General features: G+C 33.3%; 16 protein-coding genes. 5 read left to right on the plus strand and 11 right to left on the minus strand.

Going from position 1 to position 18,297, the window contains the following annotated elements; all coding sequences use genetic code 11:
- Positions 1-107: 107 nt before the first annotated feature.
- The 8 genes from GKZ86_RS19545 to GKZ86_RS19580 form a co-directional block, all read right to left on the minus strand.
- Positions 108-1,403 (minus strand): deoxyribodipyrimidine photo-lyase, encoded by a 1,296-nt coding sequence (locus GKZ86_RS19545; RefSeq protein WP_154784731.1) that lies wholly within the window; start codon positions 1,401-1,403, stop codon positions 108-110.
- Positions 1,404-1,587: 184 nt separating this feature from the next.
- Positions 1,588-2,049, minus strand: a complete 462-nt coding sequence (locus GKZ86_RS19550) for an SRPBCC family protein (protein WP_154784732.1) — start codon at positions 2,047-2,049, stop codon at positions 1,588-1,590.
- 8 nt (positions 2,050-2,057) lie between these two features.
- Positions 2,058-2,498, minus strand: coding sequence for a sterol desaturase family protein (locus GKZ86_RS19555; protein WP_154784733.1), 441 nt, complete (start codon positions 2,496-2,498; stop codon positions 2,058-2,060).
- Positions 2,499-2,605: 107 nt separating this feature from the next.
- The gene (locus GKZ86_RS19560; RefSeq protein ID WP_154784734.1) at positions 2,606-3,445 is read right to left on the minus strand and encodes a phytoene/squalene synthase family protein; all 840 of its coding nucleotides are present in this window, start codon (positions 3,443-3,445) and stop codon (positions 2,606-2,608) included.
- Positions 3,446-3,449: 4 nt separating this feature from the next.
- Complete coding sequence (locus tag GKZ86_RS19565; protein ID WP_154784735.1) at positions 3,450-4,916, minus strand: NAD(P)/FAD-dependent oxidoreductase; 1,467 nt, start codon at positions 4,914-4,916, stop codon at positions 3,450-3,452.
- A 37-nt stretch (positions 4,917-4,953) separates the two neighbouring features.
- Positions 4,954-5,853: a MerR family transcriptional regulator gene (locus GKZ86_RS19570; protein ID WP_154784736.1), complete on the minus strand. Its 900-nt coding sequence runs from the start codon at positions 5,851-5,853 to the stop codon at positions 4,954-4,956.
- Between the two features lie 73 nt (positions 5,854-5,926).
- Positions 5,927-6,889 (minus strand): ion channel, encoded by a 963-nt coding sequence (locus GKZ86_RS19575; RefSeq protein WP_154784737.1) that lies wholly within the window; start codon positions 6,887-6,889, stop codon positions 5,927-5,929.
- Between the two features lie 129 nt (positions 6,890-7,018).
- Entirely contained in the window at positions 7,019-7,519 is a 501-nt protein-coding gene (locus tag GKZ86_RS19580) for a tetratricopeptide repeat protein (protein ID WP_228526617.1), read from the minus strand.
- Between the two features lie 597 nt (positions 7,520-8,116).
- Here GKZ86_RS19580 and GKZ86_RS19585 point away from each other — a divergent pair.
- The gene (locus tag GKZ86_RS19585; protein WP_154784738.1) at positions 8,117-8,548 is read left to right on the plus strand and encodes a hypothetical protein; all 432 of its coding nucleotides are present in this window, start codon (positions 8,117-8,119) and stop codon (positions 8,546-8,548) included.
- Positions 8,549-8,948: 400 nt separating this feature from the next.
- On the opposite strand, the gene GKZ86_RS19590 is transcribed toward GKZ86_RS19585, so the two are convergent.
- From GKZ86_RS19590 to GKZ86_RS19600, 3 genes are read right to left on the minus strand one after another with little or no spacing between them, the layout of a single operon-like run.
- Positions 8,949-10,175, minus strand: a complete 1,227-nt coding sequence (locus GKZ86_RS19590; protein ID WP_154784739.1) for a hybrid sensor histidine kinase/response regulator — start codon at positions 10,173-10,175, stop codon at positions 8,949-8,951.
- Between the two features lie 42 nt (positions 10,176-10,217).
- Positions 10,218-10,658: a response regulator gene (locus tag GKZ86_RS19595; protein WP_154784740.1), complete on the minus strand. Its 441-nt coding sequence runs from the start codon at positions 10,656-10,658 to the stop codon at positions 10,218-10,220.
- Between the two features lie 11 nt (positions 10,659-10,669).
- On the minus strand, positions 10,670-12,358 hold the full coding sequence (locus tag GKZ86_RS19600; protein ID WP_154784741.1) for an ATP-binding protein: 1,689 nt from the start codon (positions 12,356-12,358) through the stop codon (positions 10,670-10,672).
- A 1,335-nt stretch (positions 12,359-13,693) separates the two neighbouring features.
- Between GKZ86_RS19600 and GKZ86_RS25620 the strand changes: the two genes are divergently transcribed.
- The 4 genes from GKZ86_RS25620 to GKZ86_RS19620 all read left to right on the plus strand — a co-directional run bounded on the left by GKZ86_RS25620 (position 13,694) and on the right by GKZ86_RS19620 (position 18,230).
- Positions 13,694-13,885: a DDE-type integrase/transposase/recombinase gene (locus tag GKZ86_RS25620; RefSeq protein WP_154784742.1), complete on the plus strand. Its 192-nt coding sequence runs from the start codon at positions 13,694-13,696 to the stop codon at positions 13,883-13,885.
- A 61-nt stretch (positions 13,886-13,946) separates the two neighbouring features.
- Positions 13,947-14,123: a DDE-type integrase/transposase/recombinase gene (locus GKZ86_RS25625; RefSeq protein ID WP_370456776.1), complete on the plus strand. Its 177-nt coding sequence runs from the start codon at positions 13,947-13,949 to the stop codon at positions 14,121-14,123.
- 106 nt (positions 14,124-14,229) lie between these two features.
- Entirely contained in the window at positions 14,230-14,628 is a 399-nt protein-coding gene (locus GKZ86_RS19615) for a hypothetical protein (protein WP_154784744.1), read from the plus strand.
- 137 nt (positions 14,629-14,765) lie between these two features.
- Positions 14,766-18,230, plus strand: coding sequence for a hypothetical protein (locus GKZ86_RS19620; protein ID WP_154784745.1), 3,465 nt, complete (start codon positions 14,766-14,768; stop codon positions 18,228-18,230).
- Positions 18,231-18,297: the final 67 nt, after the last annotated feature.

Below are 18,297 nucleotides of genomic sequence, written 5' to 3' on the forward strand. Positions count from 1 at the left end.
AGTTTGAAGTTCGTTGGAACGTGAATTCTGGAATTTAACCATAAAAAAAAATCCAATTCGCATTTTCGAATTGGATTTTTTTATGCTGAAACCTGAAACCTGAAAAACTATTTCAAAATCCCCGCCTTATAAGTTGCAATCGCTCGATCTCTTGCAAAAGCATGATCAATCATAGGTTTGTTATAACCCAAATCAAATTCAGGAATCCATTTACGAATGTAGATTCCTTTATCATCAAATTTCTTTTGTTGAATTTCAGGATTAAAAACCCTGAAATATGGTGCTGCATCGCAACCCGTTCCTGCTGCCCATTGCCAGTTTCCTACGTTTGAAGCTAATTCAAAATCTAATAATTTCTCTGCAAAATAGGCCTCTCCCCATTGCCAGTTTATCAACAAATGTTTGCATAAAAAACTTGCCACTACCATGCGGACACGATTGTGCATATAGCCTGTTTCATTCAATTGGCGCATTCCGGCATCAACCATTGGATAACCTGTGGTTCCGGAACACCAACGTTTAAAATCGTCTTCATTATTTCGCCATTGAATTCCGTCGTAAGCCGATTTAAAATTATGATTAACAACATTCGGAAAACTAAAAAGGATCTGAATGAAAAATTCTCTCCAAATTAATTCACTCAAAAAGGTTTGATTTTTTTTATTCGCCCAGTTTACTAATTTTCGAATACTAACAGTTCCAAAACGTAAATGCGGAGAAAGATAAGATGTACTGTCTAGCGCTGGAAAATCGCGTGTTTCTTTATAATTGGCTATTTGAGTTAAATTGTGAGGCAAGACTTTTATCGAACTTCTTTCAAAACCAATTTCTGATAATTCAGGAAACGAATAGTTGCTTTTCGCAAAATTGCCTAATAATGGTTTGGTATCATATTCATGAGTTTGTCCTGAAAGATGATATTTATCTAACCACTTATTTTTATAAGGCGTATAAATGGTGTACGGAAGTCCGTCAGCTTTTGTAATTTCTTTTTCTTCAAAAATAACATGATCTTTAAATGAAAAAGCCTCAACATTATTTTCTTTTAATAAAGTACTAATTGCTAAATCACGTTTGATGGCGTAAGGTTCATAATCTTTATTGAAGAAGATTTGTTGAATGTCAAATTCTTCCAGAAGTGATTTCCAAACTTCAAATGTTTTTCCTTTTTTAATTAAGATAGAAGATTCAAAAGTTTTGAGTTCTGTGTTTATTTTCTCGAGTGAATCATAAATAAAACTTACACGTGCGTCATTCTTAGGAAGATTCTCCAGAATATCTTCATCAAAAATGAATAAAGGAATTACAGGAAAATCAGATTGTAAAGCATTAAACAATCCAATATTATCGTCTAAACGCAAATCGCGTCGAAACCAGAAAAGGGTAACTTTTTGTTTTGTCATTGTTTGGAATTCTTTTTTTTGCCACAGATTTTACAAATTAACATTGATTTTTTCACGCAGATTCTGCAGATTTAAGCAGATTTATTTTTTGATTTTAATCAAAAGAAATCTGCGCATGTCTGCTTAAATCTGCAGAATCTGCGTGAAAAAATCAATGTTAATCTGTAAAATCTGTAGCAAAAAATTATTTTGAATTAAATAATTCTTCGATTTTATTACGACGATAATCAAAAATATCTTTGAGTTTGTTTGCTACAATCAATTTATTCATGATTCTGCCTAAATAGCCAAAAGGCAAAGCATAATGCACAACATCGGTCATTTTTGTGCCCGTTTCAGTTGGTTCAAAAAAGTGTTTGTGATGCCATAAAGAATAAGGACCAAAACGTTGTTCGTCTACAAAATATTGATTTTCTTTTGAAACTGTAATAATCGTCATCCAATTGATTTTAATACCTAAAAGTGGCTTCAAAGTATAAATAATAATTTGTCCGGAATACATGCGTTTGCCATCAAAATCCTGAATTTCGAAACTCATATTATCAAGCGTAATGGTTTGAAGGTTTTTTGGACTCGAAAAAAAGTCCCAACATTCTTCGATATTGGCATTTATATGTTGTACGGTTTCTATTTTATATACTTTCATAAATCAATTTACATTTTATAATATTTAAAAGGAACGAACAACATTCCAAAACATTCTCCATGTTCTTTTCCTAAATGTTTATGGTGCATTTTGTGCGCCTTTCGTAAACCGATGAGGTATTTGTTTTTAGTATTTTTAAACCACTTAAAACGCTGATGAATCAAAACATCGTGAATTAAAAAATAACACATTCCGTATAACGTAACGCCGCAAGCGATGAAAAACCAATAATTGAATCCGCCCTGAACTCCAAAATAAAACATCGTAATACTTGGAGTGGCAAAAATGACAAAGAAAATATCATTGCGTTCAAAAGTATGTTCATATTTAGGCTGATGGTGATCAGCATGAAAATACCACATCAATCCGTGCATAATGTACTTGTGTGTAAGCCAGGTTACACATTCCATAAACAGAAAAACGCCTAAAAAGATTAGAAAAGGAATCATTTTGTATTTTTTGTATTGTTATTATTTAAAATTTATTCTCACTTGTATCATTTTGATCCCAAGGCTTCGGAATGACACAACTGTGCGGATAAATGCACTTCACTAAGCTAAACTAGCTTCAACTTGTAAGTTACAAAAGATTGCGCTAAAAGCCCGGCTTTAGTATAATTTGAAACTCTGATTCGTGAATTTCCAATTTCATGATACGGTGTATTTTTTAATTTTTTGAGCAATTTTCTATAATAAATAAAAGCAGTATAAACGCCAAATTTTGCTTCAATAGGAAGTTTTACAATTCCTTGGTATGCAATTCTAAAATCTTCTTCGATTTCGTTTATAATAGTTGTTTTTGCTTTTTCATCAAAAGATTTTAAATCGACGCCCGGAAAATAATTTCGGTTTAAAACTAAATTATCATCTTTTAAATCTCTCAGGAAATTTACTTTCTGAAAAGCAGATCCCAATCGCATTGCTTCTGTTTTAAGCTGTTCGTATTTTTGGTTATTTCCTTTTACAAAAATCTTTAAACACATTAAACCAACAACATCAGCAGAACCATAAATATAATCTTCGTATTCTGTTTGTGTGTTGTAAGTCGATTTTACAAGGTCTAGTTTCATGCTTTTTAAAAATGCCTGAACCAAATCATCTGTAATATTATATTCTTTTACGGTATGCTGAAATGAATTTAAAATTGGATTTAAACTTATACCGGATTCCATTGCTTTATAATGTTCTTTTTCGAAATCGTTGATTAGATTTTCTTTATCATAATCATGAAACGAATCGACAATTTCATCGGCAAAACGAACAAAACCATATATGCTGTAAATAGCGTCTCTAATGCTTGGCGACAACATGTTAACCGCAAGCGAAAACGAAGTACTGTAGTTTTTGGTGACCAACTTGCTACATTTATAAGAAACGGTGTCAAATAGTGTTTTCATCTTTTTACGATCTATTAGATTTTTGAATTAACTCAGCAACTAATTTTCCTGAAATTAAGGCAGGTGGAACTCCTGGTCCAGGAACAGTTAATTGTCCTGTAAAATATAGATTTTTGACTTTTTTGCTTTTTAGTTTTGGCCGTAAAAAAGCAGTTTGCAATAGCGTATTGGCCATTCCGTAAGCATTTCCTTTGTATGCATTATAATCTGTTACAAAGTCGTTTTTGCAAAAAGACTTCTTAAATATAATGCTATTTTTTATTTCTTGTTGTGTAAGTGTTTCAAAACGAGTGATTATCTTTTTAAAATATATTTCCCGAAGTTCTTCGGTATCTTTAATTCCCGGTGCCAACGGAATCAGGAAAAACCCGCTTTCCATTCCGTTTGGAGCCGCAGTTTCATCTGTTTTGGATGGAAAATTGGCGTAAAACAAAGGCGCCTCCGGCCATTTCGGATTATCATAAATATCGGCTGCGTGCTGATTAAAATCGACATCAAAAAATAAAGCATGATGTGTTACATTCTCTATCTTTTTATTGAAGCCAACAAAAAACAATAGAGAAGAAGGTGCAAAAACTCGGCTTTCCCAATATTTTTGAGAATAAGCGCGATGTTCTTCATCTAGTAAAGTTTCGGTATGATGGTAATCTGCGCCGCTTAAAACAATATCGGCTTTTATAGGTTTTCCGTTAATTATTATTCCGGTTGCTATTTTATTTTCGACTATTATTTTCTCGATCGAAGCATTGGTTTCAATTTGAACTCCGAGTTCAAGAGCTAATTTTTCGATTCCGCGAACAACATCAAACATTCCTGTTTTTGGATGCCAGGTTCCTAAACCAAAATCGGCATAATTCATGAAATTATAAAAAGATGGTGTTTTTGAGGGTTTTGCTCCTAAAAATAAAACAGGAAATTCCAGAATCTGAATCAGTCTTTCGTTTTTAAACTTCTTTCGGATATCATTGCTTACAGTACCTAAAAACTGATTTAATTTTAAAGCGGTTTCGGGTGTGATTAATTCGAGTGGAGAAACTCCTGGTCGATAAACCAAATCTTTAATCGCAATATCATAATTGCTTTTGGCTTGATTGATAAAAGCTTGAAGTTTTTTAGCACTTCCTGTTTCAATTTTTTCAAAAGTGATTTTTATTTCTTCAAGATTGTCATAGATATTGATAAAATCATCAATGTCAAAATAAACACTGTAAGCAGGGTTTAGCTTTATGAGTTCATAATAATCAGCTGTTTTTTTATTGAAATCATTAAAGAAACATTCGAAAACATCGGGCATCCAATACCAGCTTGGTCCCATATCAAAGGTAAAACCATCTTTTTTAAATTGTCTGGCTCTTCCTCCAATAGAATCATTTTTTTCATATATCGTTACCTTGTTTCCTTGTTGAGCCAAGTAACATGAAGCGGCTAATGCAGAAAAGCCAGATCCTATTATTGCGATAGTTTTTTTCATTTGTTTAACAAATGTACAAAAACTTTAAACAAAATATTTATATAGTTTCAATTGTTTCATCCATAGAATCGAATATTCTTATTCGATCCGGTAGGTTTTTTGCATCTATATGTTGTGCCATTTTACCCATTAGCCAGATTTCGTTGTTTTTTTGAAGCAATTTTTGCCCCATTGTTTTGACGTACTGATTGATAACGTGGCGATCAGGCTGAATCGTCATGAACGAAATAAACGTAATATTTTCGAAATGTTTGGTAAGATCCTGCAAGTTTTCGATTGGCATGCTTTCACCTAAGTAAATGGTTTTGTATCCTTTAGATAAAATCTCATATTGAAGGTAAAGTAGTCCTATTTGGTGAATTTCATTTAATGGTAATGAAAGAACAAAAATTTTGTCAGTTTTGGTTGGTTTTAATATCTGAAGGCTTTCGGTGTAAATTAAAATCTTTTGTTTAATCAAATGACTCATAAAGTGTTCATTTGCAGGAGTAATGGTTTCAGATTGCCACAATAATCCTAATTCTTTCAGTAAAGGAAGAAAATGATCCTTAAAAACTTCTTTAAATGTTTTTTCAGAAATAAGCCAGTCAAAAGTATTGAAGAAAATTTCCTGATCAAAATTCATCATTGCCATTTTAAAAGATGTAATGGCGTAGTTTTGAGCATTTTTCTTCGAGATAATCTCACGAACTAATTGTGGAATTTTGTCTTCCGGAAAGGTTGATATTTTAGATATTTTATAACCATACTCGTGGAGTAAAGTTATATTTAGAAGTTTTTGTAAGCTATGTAAGTTATAAAGACGAATATTAGTATCCGTTCGCATTGGTTCAAGAATGTTATATCTTTTTTCCCAAATTCGAATTGTATGTGCTTTTATTCCTGACAGGTTTTCGAGATCCTTAATGCTGAAAACAGTTTTAATGTTGTTAATCATTTTTGGTTATTTGGATAAACAAAAATAAAACAAAATCTGAGATTCCCTTTTAAAACTTGATTAAAATGATAGATTATGAGAAGTTTGTAGTACGAAACTGATTTAATTTGTCTAAATACAAAATCGTTTTAGTACCACCTTTACTTCTGTTATACATTGTTTCGAATTTTGCACCAAAAATTACTTCACTAAATGTATAAGATGTTCTCGCTGCAACGGTATTACTAAACATATCATCGAATGTGGTAATAAAAACTAAAATTTCGCCATGCGTATTTTTAAAATCATCTTCTGTAAAGTTATACAAAGGGCTATTTTCTGTTATTGGGTGCACTAATGTCCAGCTTAACGAAAGTGCATTTATGGTGTCTAATTCAAGCTCTAAAGTGTAAAATTTGTTTGTTCTTACGCCATTTTCTTCAACGCTCATTCCCAAGGTTGCTTTTGCTTTTGCATCGGTAAGATTGGTGTTTTTAAAAGGAACAAGTCTTACCATTAATCCTTTTCCATCTTTATAAGGACTAATTAATGCGTTATGTGAGAATTTTAAAAAAGCGGTTGGTTTGCTGAATCTTCCAAAAAATAATCCTGTTGCAATGGCAAAACTCAATAAACCAATTAAAGCCTCGGCAGCAGATAATGCACTGGTTAAAAATCCGGTTGGACTAATATGTCCGTAACCTACAGTAGTAAAAGTTTGCGCACTAAAAAAATAAGCTTGTCCAAATTGAGTCAATATACTTTGAGATTGCTCGATTCCGTCTAGATGCTCAATTCCGATTGCGTAATACAGAATGGCAAAGATGAAATTGATTATAATATAAAATGAAAATAAAATCAGCATGAATTTCCAATTTGGCATTTCAATCATGGTATGGTACCAACTAATTCGGCGTAACAAATTCATTCCTCTTTTTTCAATATTAGGAGTTCCGTTTTTGTTTACAAACCTTCCTCCGTAACTATTTGCATTTGTTCCGAAGCCTGAGTTTTCGTCTGTTTTTGCTTTATTATTTAAATTTTTAAGGAGTACCATTATTATATGTTTATAGAGCAAATGTAGTAATATCTTTAATATAGAATTGAGTTCGCTATTAATGAAAAAAGCAATCTATAAAATGTAGATTTTACAGATTGCTTTGAGTTTAGTTTTTGAGTTTGCTTTTTATTTACAAAAAGTAGCTCTGTTTTTTATGGCGCTTTGACTTCCTAATTCTATAGCTTTAGAAAAGTCTTTGCAGGATTTCTTTTTTTCTCCCATTTTATTGTAGCAAAGACCTCTTAAATTCAGTGCTACATAATCTTTAGGGTTCATCATGAGGCAATAAGAGCAATCTTCGATAGTTGCATCGTAATTCATCAATTTGTAGTTTACGTTTGCTCTTCCTGTAAATGCATCAGAATTCATGGTGTCTAACTCGATTGCTTTGGTGAAATCAGCAAGAGCTCCTTGTAAATCGTTGAGTTTGTATTTTGCAACGCCTCTGTTTTGGTAAGCTTCTACAAAATGAGAATTCATTTTAATGGCTTTTGTATAGTCGGCAATGGCGCCTTTTGTGTTTCCGGCTTCGGCTTTTTTCATCGCTTTATCAAAATAAGCGGTTGCAGATTGTGCCCATGTTGAGCATGTTATCATAATAAATGATAAGAGTAGTAGGTGTTTCATAAACTAATTTGGGATTAGGTTAATTGTTTTTCTGCAACGAATTTAATAAAGTTTTGTTTGTGAAGGAAGTTCTTTGATTAAAAAAAGTAATTAACTCAAATTTTGTCGTAGCTGGATATGATTTAGCAGTAAATATTGGAAATAGAATATGTCAATATAAAGATTTTTGAATCAGGATAGGATCTAAATGATGAATTTAGTTTAAAATTAAAAAAGCGAAAATCTTATAAATAAAGATTTCCGCTTTTTTGTGAACTCGTTGGTACAAAATTCGAACCTTTTACTTGAAGATTTTCAAGTTTTAAGCGAGTTAACAGAGGTTTATTAATAAAAGTATTTGATTACCCGAGTTTATTAAAAAGTTGGAAGTATCCTAAATTGGGCTGATTTAAAGCACATCCAATTGTATGAAATACAAAGTCCTTCAAGTTTAAGGATATCCAGTAAATACACAAGAATATCATTTTTCCAGCAATATTGAAATCTTAGGCTTAATAACATTGTATTTATATATGTAATAATTTGAAAGGTTTCAATATTAAAAAATCACTGTGTTGAAAAACAGAATATCAAAATAATAAACTAAAATTTAAAATTATGAAACAGTTGCCTAATTTAGACGTATTCGTAAAAAATCTCATAGACAAAGGCTTTAATGGTTACTTTCAAATACAAGTAGCCTATACGGGAAAGTTGAAAGAAAACATTACCGAATATATGGAAGCCTGTAACAATGGTAAAGAAAGATCTGATAGAGATGGAAACTTTTTACTATCGACTTATCTGAAATGGTCAGGAGATGATAATCCTAGTATTGTATGCGATTTTTGGGTAAGACAAGAAAATGACGGTTTTGATATACAAAAAATGGAAATTACAAGTAAAGACCGATATGGACAACTTTTGAAAAAAATGGAAATAAAAAACCCTTCTATAAGCTCAATTCCGACATTAAAGGAAGCCATTGCTCAGGTTTCAGTATTTCCTCAACAAAAACTTTCTTCTCAAAAAAGAGGATTTAGAATGTGACAACAGTAAAATAATTAAACCAATAAAAAAAGCCAGTAGATTTATTTGTCTTAATTTGGATAAAGAGGGATTCAAACAAAATCGTCACATCCCGCTTTTATAATGCATTTCTAAAATTTTCTAACTGCTGCGCCACGATTCTGCCATCAGGATTTTCGTTATTTATATAAATATTGAAAGTTTCAGACTGGCTTAAATCCGTTTAAATTGGCGTGATAATTCTTAATTAATTTAGACTCAAAGATAATATTTTTTATGACAAGCAATGACAAATATTTTTGGATCTTTTAAGTGATGTGACTTAGAATTCAAGGATAATCAATATTGACTTTTGTGGAAAAAAGGTATCCAATCCAGTTTTAAATAAAATAAGCCATACCAAATTTAGATCTTAGGGATTTTATTTAGTTATTGGGATAAAGATGTTAAATGTAACTCCCTTGTTTAAATTACCATCAGCGGTTATAATTCCATTATGATTATCTACAATTTTCTTTACAATGGCCAGACCAATTCCTGTTCCGGAATATTCCTCAACATGATGAAGTCTTTTAAATATGACAAAGACAATCTCGTTGTATTGCGCGTCAAAGCCGATTCCATTATCTTTAAATGTGAGATTCCAATAATCACATACTTGTGGATTATTGGTGAGATTAAGCATCTTGAATTTATTATATTTAATAATGGTCGATTGTATAGTGATGAGAAGTTCAGTTTCTGGAATTGTGAACTTTAATGAATTAGATATCAGGTTATAGATAAGCTGACGAAATTGGAATGGTCTTATAAATACAGGCACTAATCCGTTTATCTTAAAGACAGCTTTTTTTTGATATATGTCATCTAAAAGCTCTGATTTAACATCTTCGATTGCAGCACTCAGATCACTTAATTCATATGGATGTTCAATTACACTCACTTTTGAAAATTCCAGTAGATCTTCAATAAGCTGTCTCATTCTTGTTGCCGAGATATGTATGCGTTTCAAATTGTTTTTTCCCGCTTCAGTCATTGTTGTCATCTCTTTTTCCATTATAATGGAAATAAAAGTCTGAATTTTTCGAAGCGGTTCCTGCAGATCATGGCTTGAGATAAAATTAAAAGCAAGCAGTTCTTTATTTGCATTCAATAACTCAATTGCTCTTTTCTCCTTCTCCGCATTTTGGAGTTCGAGTTCCTTATTTGCCTTGAGCAGTGCAGCAGTCTGTATTTTTAGTTTTTCAATAAGCTCTTCTTTCTGAACTAATTCTTCTGCTTCTTTCAGGGCACGATTTATTTTTTGGATCAGCGATGATAAATTGTTTTTGGAAACATAATCCGTAACACCTTCTTTTATAAGCATTACAGCATTTTCCTCCCCAATAGTACCTGATATTATGATAAAGGGTATATTGAGGTTTCTGTCTTTTACTATTTTAAAGGCTGAAACAGCATCAAATGAAGGCAGTGCATAATCCGATAATATAATATCAGGCAAAAATGTATCAAGTGATTCTTCAAAACCTTTTCTTGAATCGACTATTTTTGATACAAACGATAATCCTGATTTTGTCAAGTGACGGATTAATAAATCTGCATCAGAAGTATTGTCTTCTAATATCAATGCTCTAATATCTTTTTTCATTTAATATAGAATCATAGTTTTAGGAAATAATTAATTAAACGCTTAATTAGCCGGCTGGCTCAGGATCATCCAGTACATTCCAAGTTCTTTTATTGCGTTAAAAAAGTTATTGCTGTCAACAGGTTTTACAATGTAACTGTTGGCTCCAAGTTTGTAGCATTCTGCAATATCCGGATCTTCCTGGGAAGAGGTAAGAATCACTATTGGAATAGATTTAAGCGCATCATCGGTTTTGACCTTTTCAAGCACCTGCATTCCGGACATCTTAGGCATTTTTAAATCTAAGAGAAGAAGTTTGGGATGTGATTTTGGATTCCTCTTAGAATAAATTCCCCTGCAGTATAAAAAATCAAGCGCTTCTGCACCATCCTTTACATGTAGGAGTTTGTTGGTAAAGCCACTTTTACTAAGGGCACGCATGGTCAGCATGGCATCTTCCATGCTGTCTTCGGCAAATAAAATTTCAATATTTTCGTAATCCATTTTTTTATTTTTTAATGTTTAATATTCGGCAGGCTAAAGTAAAAAGTTGCACCTTCATCTAATTTTGATTCAGCCCAAACCGTTCCCGAGTGCCGGCTGACTATTTTTTGTACTATTGCAAGTCCAATGCCTGTTCCTGTAAATTCCTCCTGTGAGTGCAGACGCTGAAATACGCCAAACAGTTTATCGTAATAGGTCATATCAAATCCTGCGCCCCAGTCTTTTAGACTATATATGATTTTGTCTTCTTGTGAAGTTGATGTTATCTTAATTTTTATCTCTGGTTTGTATTTTGAATATTTTATTGCATTAGAGATTAAATTGATCCAGACTTGTTTGATCAGTGATGGGTCTCCATAGGAGTGAGCAAGTTCTTCAATTTCAAAAATGGGTGTATTTTCACCTTTTTCAAATGTTATATCATTTATGACTCCATTTACTAGTGAGGTCATGTTTATATTGGTAGAAGAGACCTCTTTACGGCCTAATTTGCTAAAAGCAAGTAAGTCATCTATCAATATTCCCATTTTATTGGAGTTGTTGATTATGGCTTGTATGATTTTTTTCCCATCATCATCTATTGAATCAGCATGGTCTTCTATCAATATTTGTGTATAACCATTGATCGCACGTATTGGAGCGCGCAGATCATGGGAAACAGAATAAGAGAATGATCCCAGTTCTTCCTGCGCTTTTTTTAATTCATCATTAGCCAATGTCAGCTCACTGCTTCGTTTTTCCTGATAGGCAAGTTCTCGATTTTTAACTATCAATTCTGCTGCTCTTTTTAGCTTTTGCACTTTTCTTTTTTCTTTAAGAATCTTTTCAGAAGCAAGTTTCTTGTTGGCTATTATAAGTTCAGCAGCACGTTTTTCTTTTTCTCTGCTTTGAATGGCCAGTTCTTTATTAGCAATAATTAATTCTTCTGCCCGTTTTTCTTTTTGGTCATTCTGAAATTTTAATTCTTTATTTGCAATGATTAATTCTGCAGCACGATTTTCCTTTTCCTTATTTTGAAAAGCAAGTTCCTTATTGGCAATAATTAACTCAGATGATCTTTTTTCCTTTTCGTCAGCCTGAACTGCCAGCTGTAAAAATTGTGTTTTGGTAAGTGTTATGTCTGTTGCTATTTTTAAGATCTTATAAGGTTTTCCTTGAGCATCAAAAATAGGATTATAACTACCTAAAAACCATATCAATTTGCCATTTTTCGCGGTCAGAATAAATTCGTCCCTTTGATAAATACCCTTTTTTAGGCTGTTCCAAAAAAACTGATACGCATTTGATTTTGAATATGAGGTATCAACTAAAATACTATGATGCTTTCCCAGCAAATCTTTTGCAGTGTAGCCCATAATTTTGAGAAAATTTTTATTGGCATTTAAAATATTGCCATCCATATTGAGCTCTACAGATGCGTTTGTGGTGTTTATAGCATTGGTTAGATTTAGCAAATACTGTTCATTTGCTTGAAGTTGTTCTTTAAGGGTTAAAATTTCAGCTTCTATTTGCTTATTGTGAAATTCAGCTTCGATGCTGTCGCTAACAGGCGACATTGCTTTTTTTGCTTTACTGATATTCTGAAGCGTTAACTTTTCTTCCGTTAAATGTTCGCTATTCTCTGGAATGTTTTCCTTTTGTGGAAGTACTGTATCAGAAAGTGCAACTTCCTTAATACCATTTTTTTCTTTAATGCTCATAGTAAGCGATGTTTTATTTGAAAAATAATGGCAGTAATTTGCTGGAAAAGCACCTATATTTTAATAATTATTTAGAGCGGATACCATTTGTGGCAAATGGAGTAATTTTATATTAAACGAATATAGGTAAATAAAATGGTTATTCAAGTTAATATCTTAGGTGGTAGATATAAAGAATTATTATTTAGATGCTTACTACAATTAGATTAGTGGTAATTTTACTTATAATTCCCAACTAAAAAAGCCTGAGACAATAGCAAGTACTCGTTGTGAATTGCTTTCAAAATTGTATTTTACTTATAATTCCCAACTCTCAGAACTTGAATAGTTATACAATCCGGGATATGTCAGAGTAAGTACTGAGGAACAAAAAAGAAAAGGTTTTTCTTTGATTGAACAGGAAGTCCGTTTATTAAAATTTAGGTAAAGATGGATTTCAAAGAAGCGTATAGCGACGTCAATTTTAAACTCAGTCATTATCATGAAAATTTTGTTTATGGTATGGAAGTACGTTTGCAGTAAAAAATAAGATTCAACTTGTTACGTTAATCATGCTGGCGAAGAGAAAAAATAATTTGTAGTGGCCAATCCACACTTCAAGACCATTAATCTATATTATGATAATATGAGAGATTAAGAAGTCGTGAAATCCAAAAATTAATTTACAAACCATCAAGTCAGTGGTTTTGGAATTATTTGGATAGTAATTTTTTTAAACTAATAAAAAATAGCTTGTTAATACAGTTTCGTACCTAAACAGCTTATTAAAGCAAAACTAATTTTTTGATACTTCTTTTTCGAATCCAATGAGTCGGAAATATAACATATCATGTATATAAGAGTTAATTTAAATTTTAACACTTTAATATTTTTTATGCAAAAACTTATATCCTAATTTATCTGTTTTGTGTCTAAAAAAAGCTTACTCATGACATTTTATAATGACATAATGCTATGATAAATTAGATTTACTTGTGAATTATAATAAAGCAGATTTAGTTCTAAATATTAGTTTTTATTAATCGCTAAAAACATAAAAAATGTCATACCCAAACTTTGCGGCTCTGTCGCATCGGGGGATAACTTTTATCTTTAGAATTTTAAACTCATCGAAAAATGAATACGAAGAGTCATTGCTATCCGAAGTCTATTATACTGCAGGCAGTATATTTTAAGCTTAGGTTTGTATTATGCTATCGGGATATTCAAGAGATTATGAAAATGCAAGGGGTTTATGTTGAGGATGTTAATATTTAGCGCTCGTTCTATAAGCTTACACCTTAATGGTGATGTAAATAAAGAAACGCAAAGTTACAAGTTGGTAGTAGTTGGAGAATGAACCAGAATTATATTAATGTTAAGAGGCAATGGTTTTGTTTATATAGTGCAGTAGATAAATTAGGCAATACGATTGACTTTCTTTTGAACAGAAAAAGACAGAGAATGAGCACTGAGTCTTTTCTAATTAAAGTGATTAGTAACAACTGCAGGTCAAGAGTAATAAAAGTGGTTCTAATACTGAAGTGATCAAAGTTTATAACAAGCGTTCGTTCTCAAAGATTAAAATCCGACAATGTAACTTAATAAGATATTAGAACAGGATCATTGTTTTATCAAGTTGCGTATAGAAAACGAATTCAGCTTTAAAAATTTTAAATCTGCAAAGAGAACTTTAAGCGGTATTGAGGTTGTTCATATGCTTAAAAAGGATCAGATAATTATAACAGGAATATCTGTGATTAAATCATTCTTAATATCGGACTAAATTTTAAATTGCTTAAATTCTTACATCTGATTCTGGCAAATGCGACAGAACCAAGTAAGTCAGCTATAAGGTAAAATCAATTATTAACAAACTAAATTTATAAAAAATGGCAAAGATTAATGGTAAAATTCAAACCGACGTCATTATCCTCAATGACACTTACGACGTGTCTGTTGCAATTCCGACAAGCACACCAGTTGTGGGAGTTAACGCTTACACTTTAACAATTTATAATCAAGCAGAAGTTGCTCTGACCCCAACAACAGATAACGTGGCTATGTTAGCGCATGTTGCAGCATCTTACAATGTTGATTCCACAGAGACATTTCCTGATAATTTTTATCTGGAGCTTAGTCCGCCAGCATCTATCCTGCCTAATATTAAGGACAGCACAGACTCTACGAAGACTACATTTGCAATTAAAAACATTGCAATTCAGTTTGCTACAGGTGTCTATGTAGATGGAAAGGAAATACCTGGCTCAGTAAAGGGTACCAAAGTATAAGCGGTTTACTGCTTCATAAGGATTTCCAAAAAGTGAACCGAAAGGTTGCTTGTTTTTCTAATCATAACAAGTCACTTTTTGGAAATCCTTTTTATTAATAATTGATTTATCCATTTTATTTGATCTAATCTCTAGTTATGAATTCAGATACGCAAAATATCGGAATTGGCACTACAATCATAGCTGATGATATTCCTATAGTTTTTCAGGCATCGTTTAATAGTACTACTTTATATATTGAGGTAAAGAGTTGTAAATTTGACCTTGTTGAAACTGTAAAAGAAAGGTTTAACAGCCTTAACGTCATCCTGCCTGAAGGTTCCAGTACACTTTCCGTCGCTAAATTTAGCGGTGCGATATCCAGAACAGATCAGAATAAGAAACCTAATCCAAACGGAGAATACCGCCTGATAAAATTTGCAGGGGAAATGGAGAAAATAACGATTCCCATTCCCATTTTGAGTGATATTAGTATCGATAAAGCTTTTTTCTATTATCTGTATCTTAGTCCAAGCGCTGCAAACAGTCAGTCCAATTTTAAAGATCAGATCATATTCCTTGGTTGTAATCTTTCCGTAAAACAGAACACAAAACTTTTTGAGGTACTTACAAATGCTACGCTAAAAGCAGCTTATTTCTTATCCAATAATGCATCCGTCATCTACTTTGCTTTTTCCGGAAAAATTAATGTAGGCAAAATTATAGAAGCAATATTTGGCGTTACCTCACTAAACCTGACAATTGATGTTCAAAGTTCAGGAATATTCAGGATAGCCAAAACAGCTGCTAAAAAAAAGATTCCCGGTAAGGATGGAGCTCCGGATACAACTGTTCCAGAGATTACTTACCTCGACGCATTGCGCCAGATTGCAAGTCTTCAAAACAAATCCGAAGGACCTGTCGGCGATTCAGATGTCACCAAGTACATGCCTTCTACGTTTCCGCTGGCAGAAAAAACAATTATTGAAAACGGGACACAGCTAACAAAAGTTGGCATACGTGCCGGCAATGAAATAGATACCGATTTTACGGCTCAGTTTACCGAAGTATTTTCGGGTGAAGATGTTACGGGTATTTGCTTTTGGGTTATGATTAATTTTAATCAGATATCTTTATTTGGTTCCCTGATTACGATCGGATATAAAAAGGAGCAGGTAAATTCATTAATTCTATATGGATTTAAAACTGAAAATAAAAAGAGTGGTATTCCTCAACCCGTTACAGCTGCTTATTTTTATGCACAGCTGCCAGCCATAACATTCCTCAATTTTTTAACATTAGAAGGACTGAAGGGCAGACAGGGAATACTTTTTAAATATACTTCAAATAAAAACCAATATGAACTGAGCGGGAGTATAACCTTTACTGCTTTTGAAAAGTCATTTGTATTTGGCGGTGACCTATTAGTCAATGATGACAAGCTTGTTGCGACCATTGATATCACAGTGGATTCACCAAATAAAAACATTAATAAGCCTTTGGGAATGACCGGAATCAATTTCGGGAAATTATATCTGTGCGTCAATAAAACATTTGCCAAGAAAGCCGAAGGTATACAACCGGAAGTCAAAGAAAAACTAGATCTGGCTATAGGCGGTTATATAGATTTTAACTTCAGCGGCGTAGGACTTCAGCTGCAGGGGAACGTGGTGTTTGAAGATAAAGAAGCCTGTCTGGTACTGGTATCACTCAATGCTACACCGGCATTAACTCTAAATAACTTTGTTAGAGAGGTAATACAAAAACCATGGGAATGGGTGGATCAGATCACGAAACAAATCGGATTCATTTCCGGTACGATGTATTATCTGAATGTGCCGGAATCCGTAAAAGACAAAAAAAATTATACTTTTTCCTATACTAATCCTATACAGCTCGACCAACCCCAAAATTTAGATGGTGCTACTGATGGAGGAATTGCTAATGCATTAACCGTATTTAAACCCGGCTATCATATACATGCGGATTTATTGCTGTTTGAAAAATATGTGTTTGTAATTGATCTGTCTGTACAAACTGATGGAATTACTCTTTCAGGTTCTTATGGAGGTACTTATGAGAATGGCAAGATTACAAGTGCTAAAGTAATAACAGCCTTTTTTATATCGTTGGAATCTCCGGTACTTTCAATAGGTACAGTAGGAGGAAACAATTTTGAAATAAGTATAAGTAATCTCAAACTCTTTGGAACTACGATTGGCGACAAAATCATCGCCAAATATCAAAATGGATTTTTTTCAGGAACCTATAGTCTTAACAATCCAAAATTTGGATTTGAATGGCAATGGACAAAAAAACAAGGTTCTGGAGGATTTTCAATTACGAGAATTGACGGGATCGATATTAAGGAATTAGAATCTATTGCTGCGTTGGTTCAAAAACTGAACAGCATGACAGGCAGTGGAGGTTGCGAAAGCATTGTAGATAAGATGTTTGAAGGACTAAAATCCAGTTTCAGTCCTGCATTACAGGAAGGAAAAAGTCCTACTGACAATGGTAATGGAACTATGCTTATGCCGTTGAAAATAAACTACACCTTTTCTGTTGGCGATACAACCATCATGAGCGACAGTATCAGGATGGATTTAAATGTGAAAATGCCAACATCAATTGGAGGCTTGCCGGGGGCGATGATCGAAACGCTTGGTTCAAATATGGGAAGTATCGTTGAGCAGTTGTTGGGAAGCCCTACATTTTACAAGGCTATTGCTCTTGAGATGGCTAAAAAGGGAGCAGCCAAGCTGGCAGCAAGGATGCTGTGCAGGGCAGCCGAAGAAGTTGCGAAGGACCTGGCTCAGGCGCTTTCAAAAGCTTTAGCAGAAGGACTTATAACAGCAGGACTTGAAGGATTGGTTGAACTTGGTGCAGTAATTACCGCAGTATTCGCCGCAGGTATTGCCGGAGCTGTAGGAGGACTTCTGGGTATTCTTAAAAAAGTGTGGGATGAAATCAAAAAAATATTTGGAGGTGATGACGGCAAGCAAGAGGCTCAAGATAAACTAAACGCCATCAAAGCACCCGTACAGCAGCTTATAGCATCTCTCAATTCCAGTCTTAATAAAATGGCAGCTACGATACAGGTAAAATCGTTAGAAGCAGGTATTAACGATCAGGGTGATTATATGCTGAATTGGAATTTTCCTTCTCCTTCAGCAGATTTAGGAGAAAATCCGCATATTGTCTATAAGTTAAATTTTTTAGGAAGAGAAATAGGTTCCGGAGATATACCCTCTAAGATACCGTCGACAGGCTTCATGTCGATGCAAAGTACTTCATATCATAGAGCATGGTCAGAAATGTTACAGGAAGACCCTGATTTCAGAATGAATGCATCCATCCAAACCTCTATAACCGGTTATACTTTTTTGACCCGAGAGGCAGAAAATAATCTTCAAAGTACTATAGACACATTAAAGGAGATTGGTGGCAGCCTCGACGGGGCATTAGCATTTAGTGAGGAGTTGCACGAATTTGTAATCAAAATGAAAGGCTACAATACAAATGGTTTGACTTCAGAGGTAGTATATGCTACCCAGACCGGTACGGACACCCAATTTAGAGTTGGGAAGGCTGTAATAGGGATAAATACCAGAATTACATAAAAATTATCATCTTGCGCGACCAAAGATAAGTGCATCATTAAAATATAGAAATCATGGCCGATATTAT

This window comes from Flavobacterium sp. LC2016-13, assembly GCF_009707955.1.
Taxonomy (GTDB): domain Bacteria; phylum Bacteroidota; class Bacteroidia; order Flavobacteriales; family Flavobacteriaceae; genus Flavobacterium.

Excerpts from the sequence above, each read along its gene's own strand:
- GKZ86_RS19575 (WP_154784737.1), bottom strand. The coding sequence starts at position 6,889 with ATGGTACTCCTTAAAAATTTAAATAATAAAGCAAAAACAGACGAAAAC.
- GKZ86_RS19560 (WP_154784734.1), bottom strand. The coding sequence starts at position 3,445 with ATGAAAACACTATTTGACACCGTTTCTTATAAATGTAGCAAGTTGGTC.
- GKZ86_RS19595 (WP_154784740.1), bottom strand. The coding sequence starts at position 10,658 with ATGGATTACGAAAATATTGAAATTTTATTTGCCGAAGACAGCATGGAA.
- GKZ86_RS19590 (WP_154784739.1), bottom strand. The coding sequence starts at position 10,175 with ATGAAAAAAGATATTAGAGCATTGATATTAGAAGACAATACTTCTGAT.
- GKZ86_RS19555 (WP_154784733.1), bottom strand. The coding sequence starts at position 2,498 with ATGATTCCTTTTCTAATCTTTTTAGGCGTTTTTCTGTTTATGGAATGT.
- GKZ86_RS19620 (WP_154784745.1), top strand. The coding sequence starts at position 14,766 with ATGAATTCAGATACGCAAAATATCGGAATTGGCACTACAATCATAGCT.
- GKZ86_RS19565 (WP_154784735.1), bottom strand. The coding sequence starts at position 4,916 with ATGAAAAAAACTATCGCAATAATAGGATCTGGCTTTTCTGCATTAGCC.
- GKZ86_RS19550 (WP_154784732.1), bottom strand. The coding sequence starts at position 2,049 with ATGAAAGTATATAAAATAGAAACCGTACAACATATAAATGCCAATATC.
- GKZ86_RS19570 (WP_154784736.1), bottom strand. The coding sequence starts at position 5,853 with ATGATTAACAACATTAAAACTGTTTTCAGCATTAAGGATCTCGAAAAC.
- GKZ86_RS25620 (WP_154784742.1), top strand. The coding sequence starts at position 13,694 with ATGAACCAGAATTATATTAATGTTAAGAGGCAATGGTTTTGTTTATAT.
- GKZ86_RS19580 (WP_228526617.1), bottom strand. The coding sequence starts at position 7,519 with ATGAAACACCTACTACTCTTATCATTTATTATGATAACATGCTCAACA.
- GKZ86_RS19615 (WP_154784744.1), top strand. The coding sequence starts at position 14,230 with ATGGCAAAGATTAATGGTAAAATTCAAACCGACGTCATTATCCTCAAT.
- GKZ86_RS19585 (WP_154784738.1), top strand. The coding sequence starts at position 8,117 with ATGAAACAGTTGCCTAATTTAGACGTATTCGTAAAAAATCTCATAGAC.
- GKZ86_RS19545 (WP_154784731.1), bottom strand. The coding sequence starts at position 1,403 with ATGACAAAACAAAAAGTTACCCTTTTCTGGTTTCGACGCGATTTGCGT.
- GKZ86_RS19600 (WP_154784741.1), bottom strand. The coding sequence starts at position 12,358 with ATGAGCATTAAAGAAAAAAATGGTATTAAGGAAGTTGCACTTTCTGAT.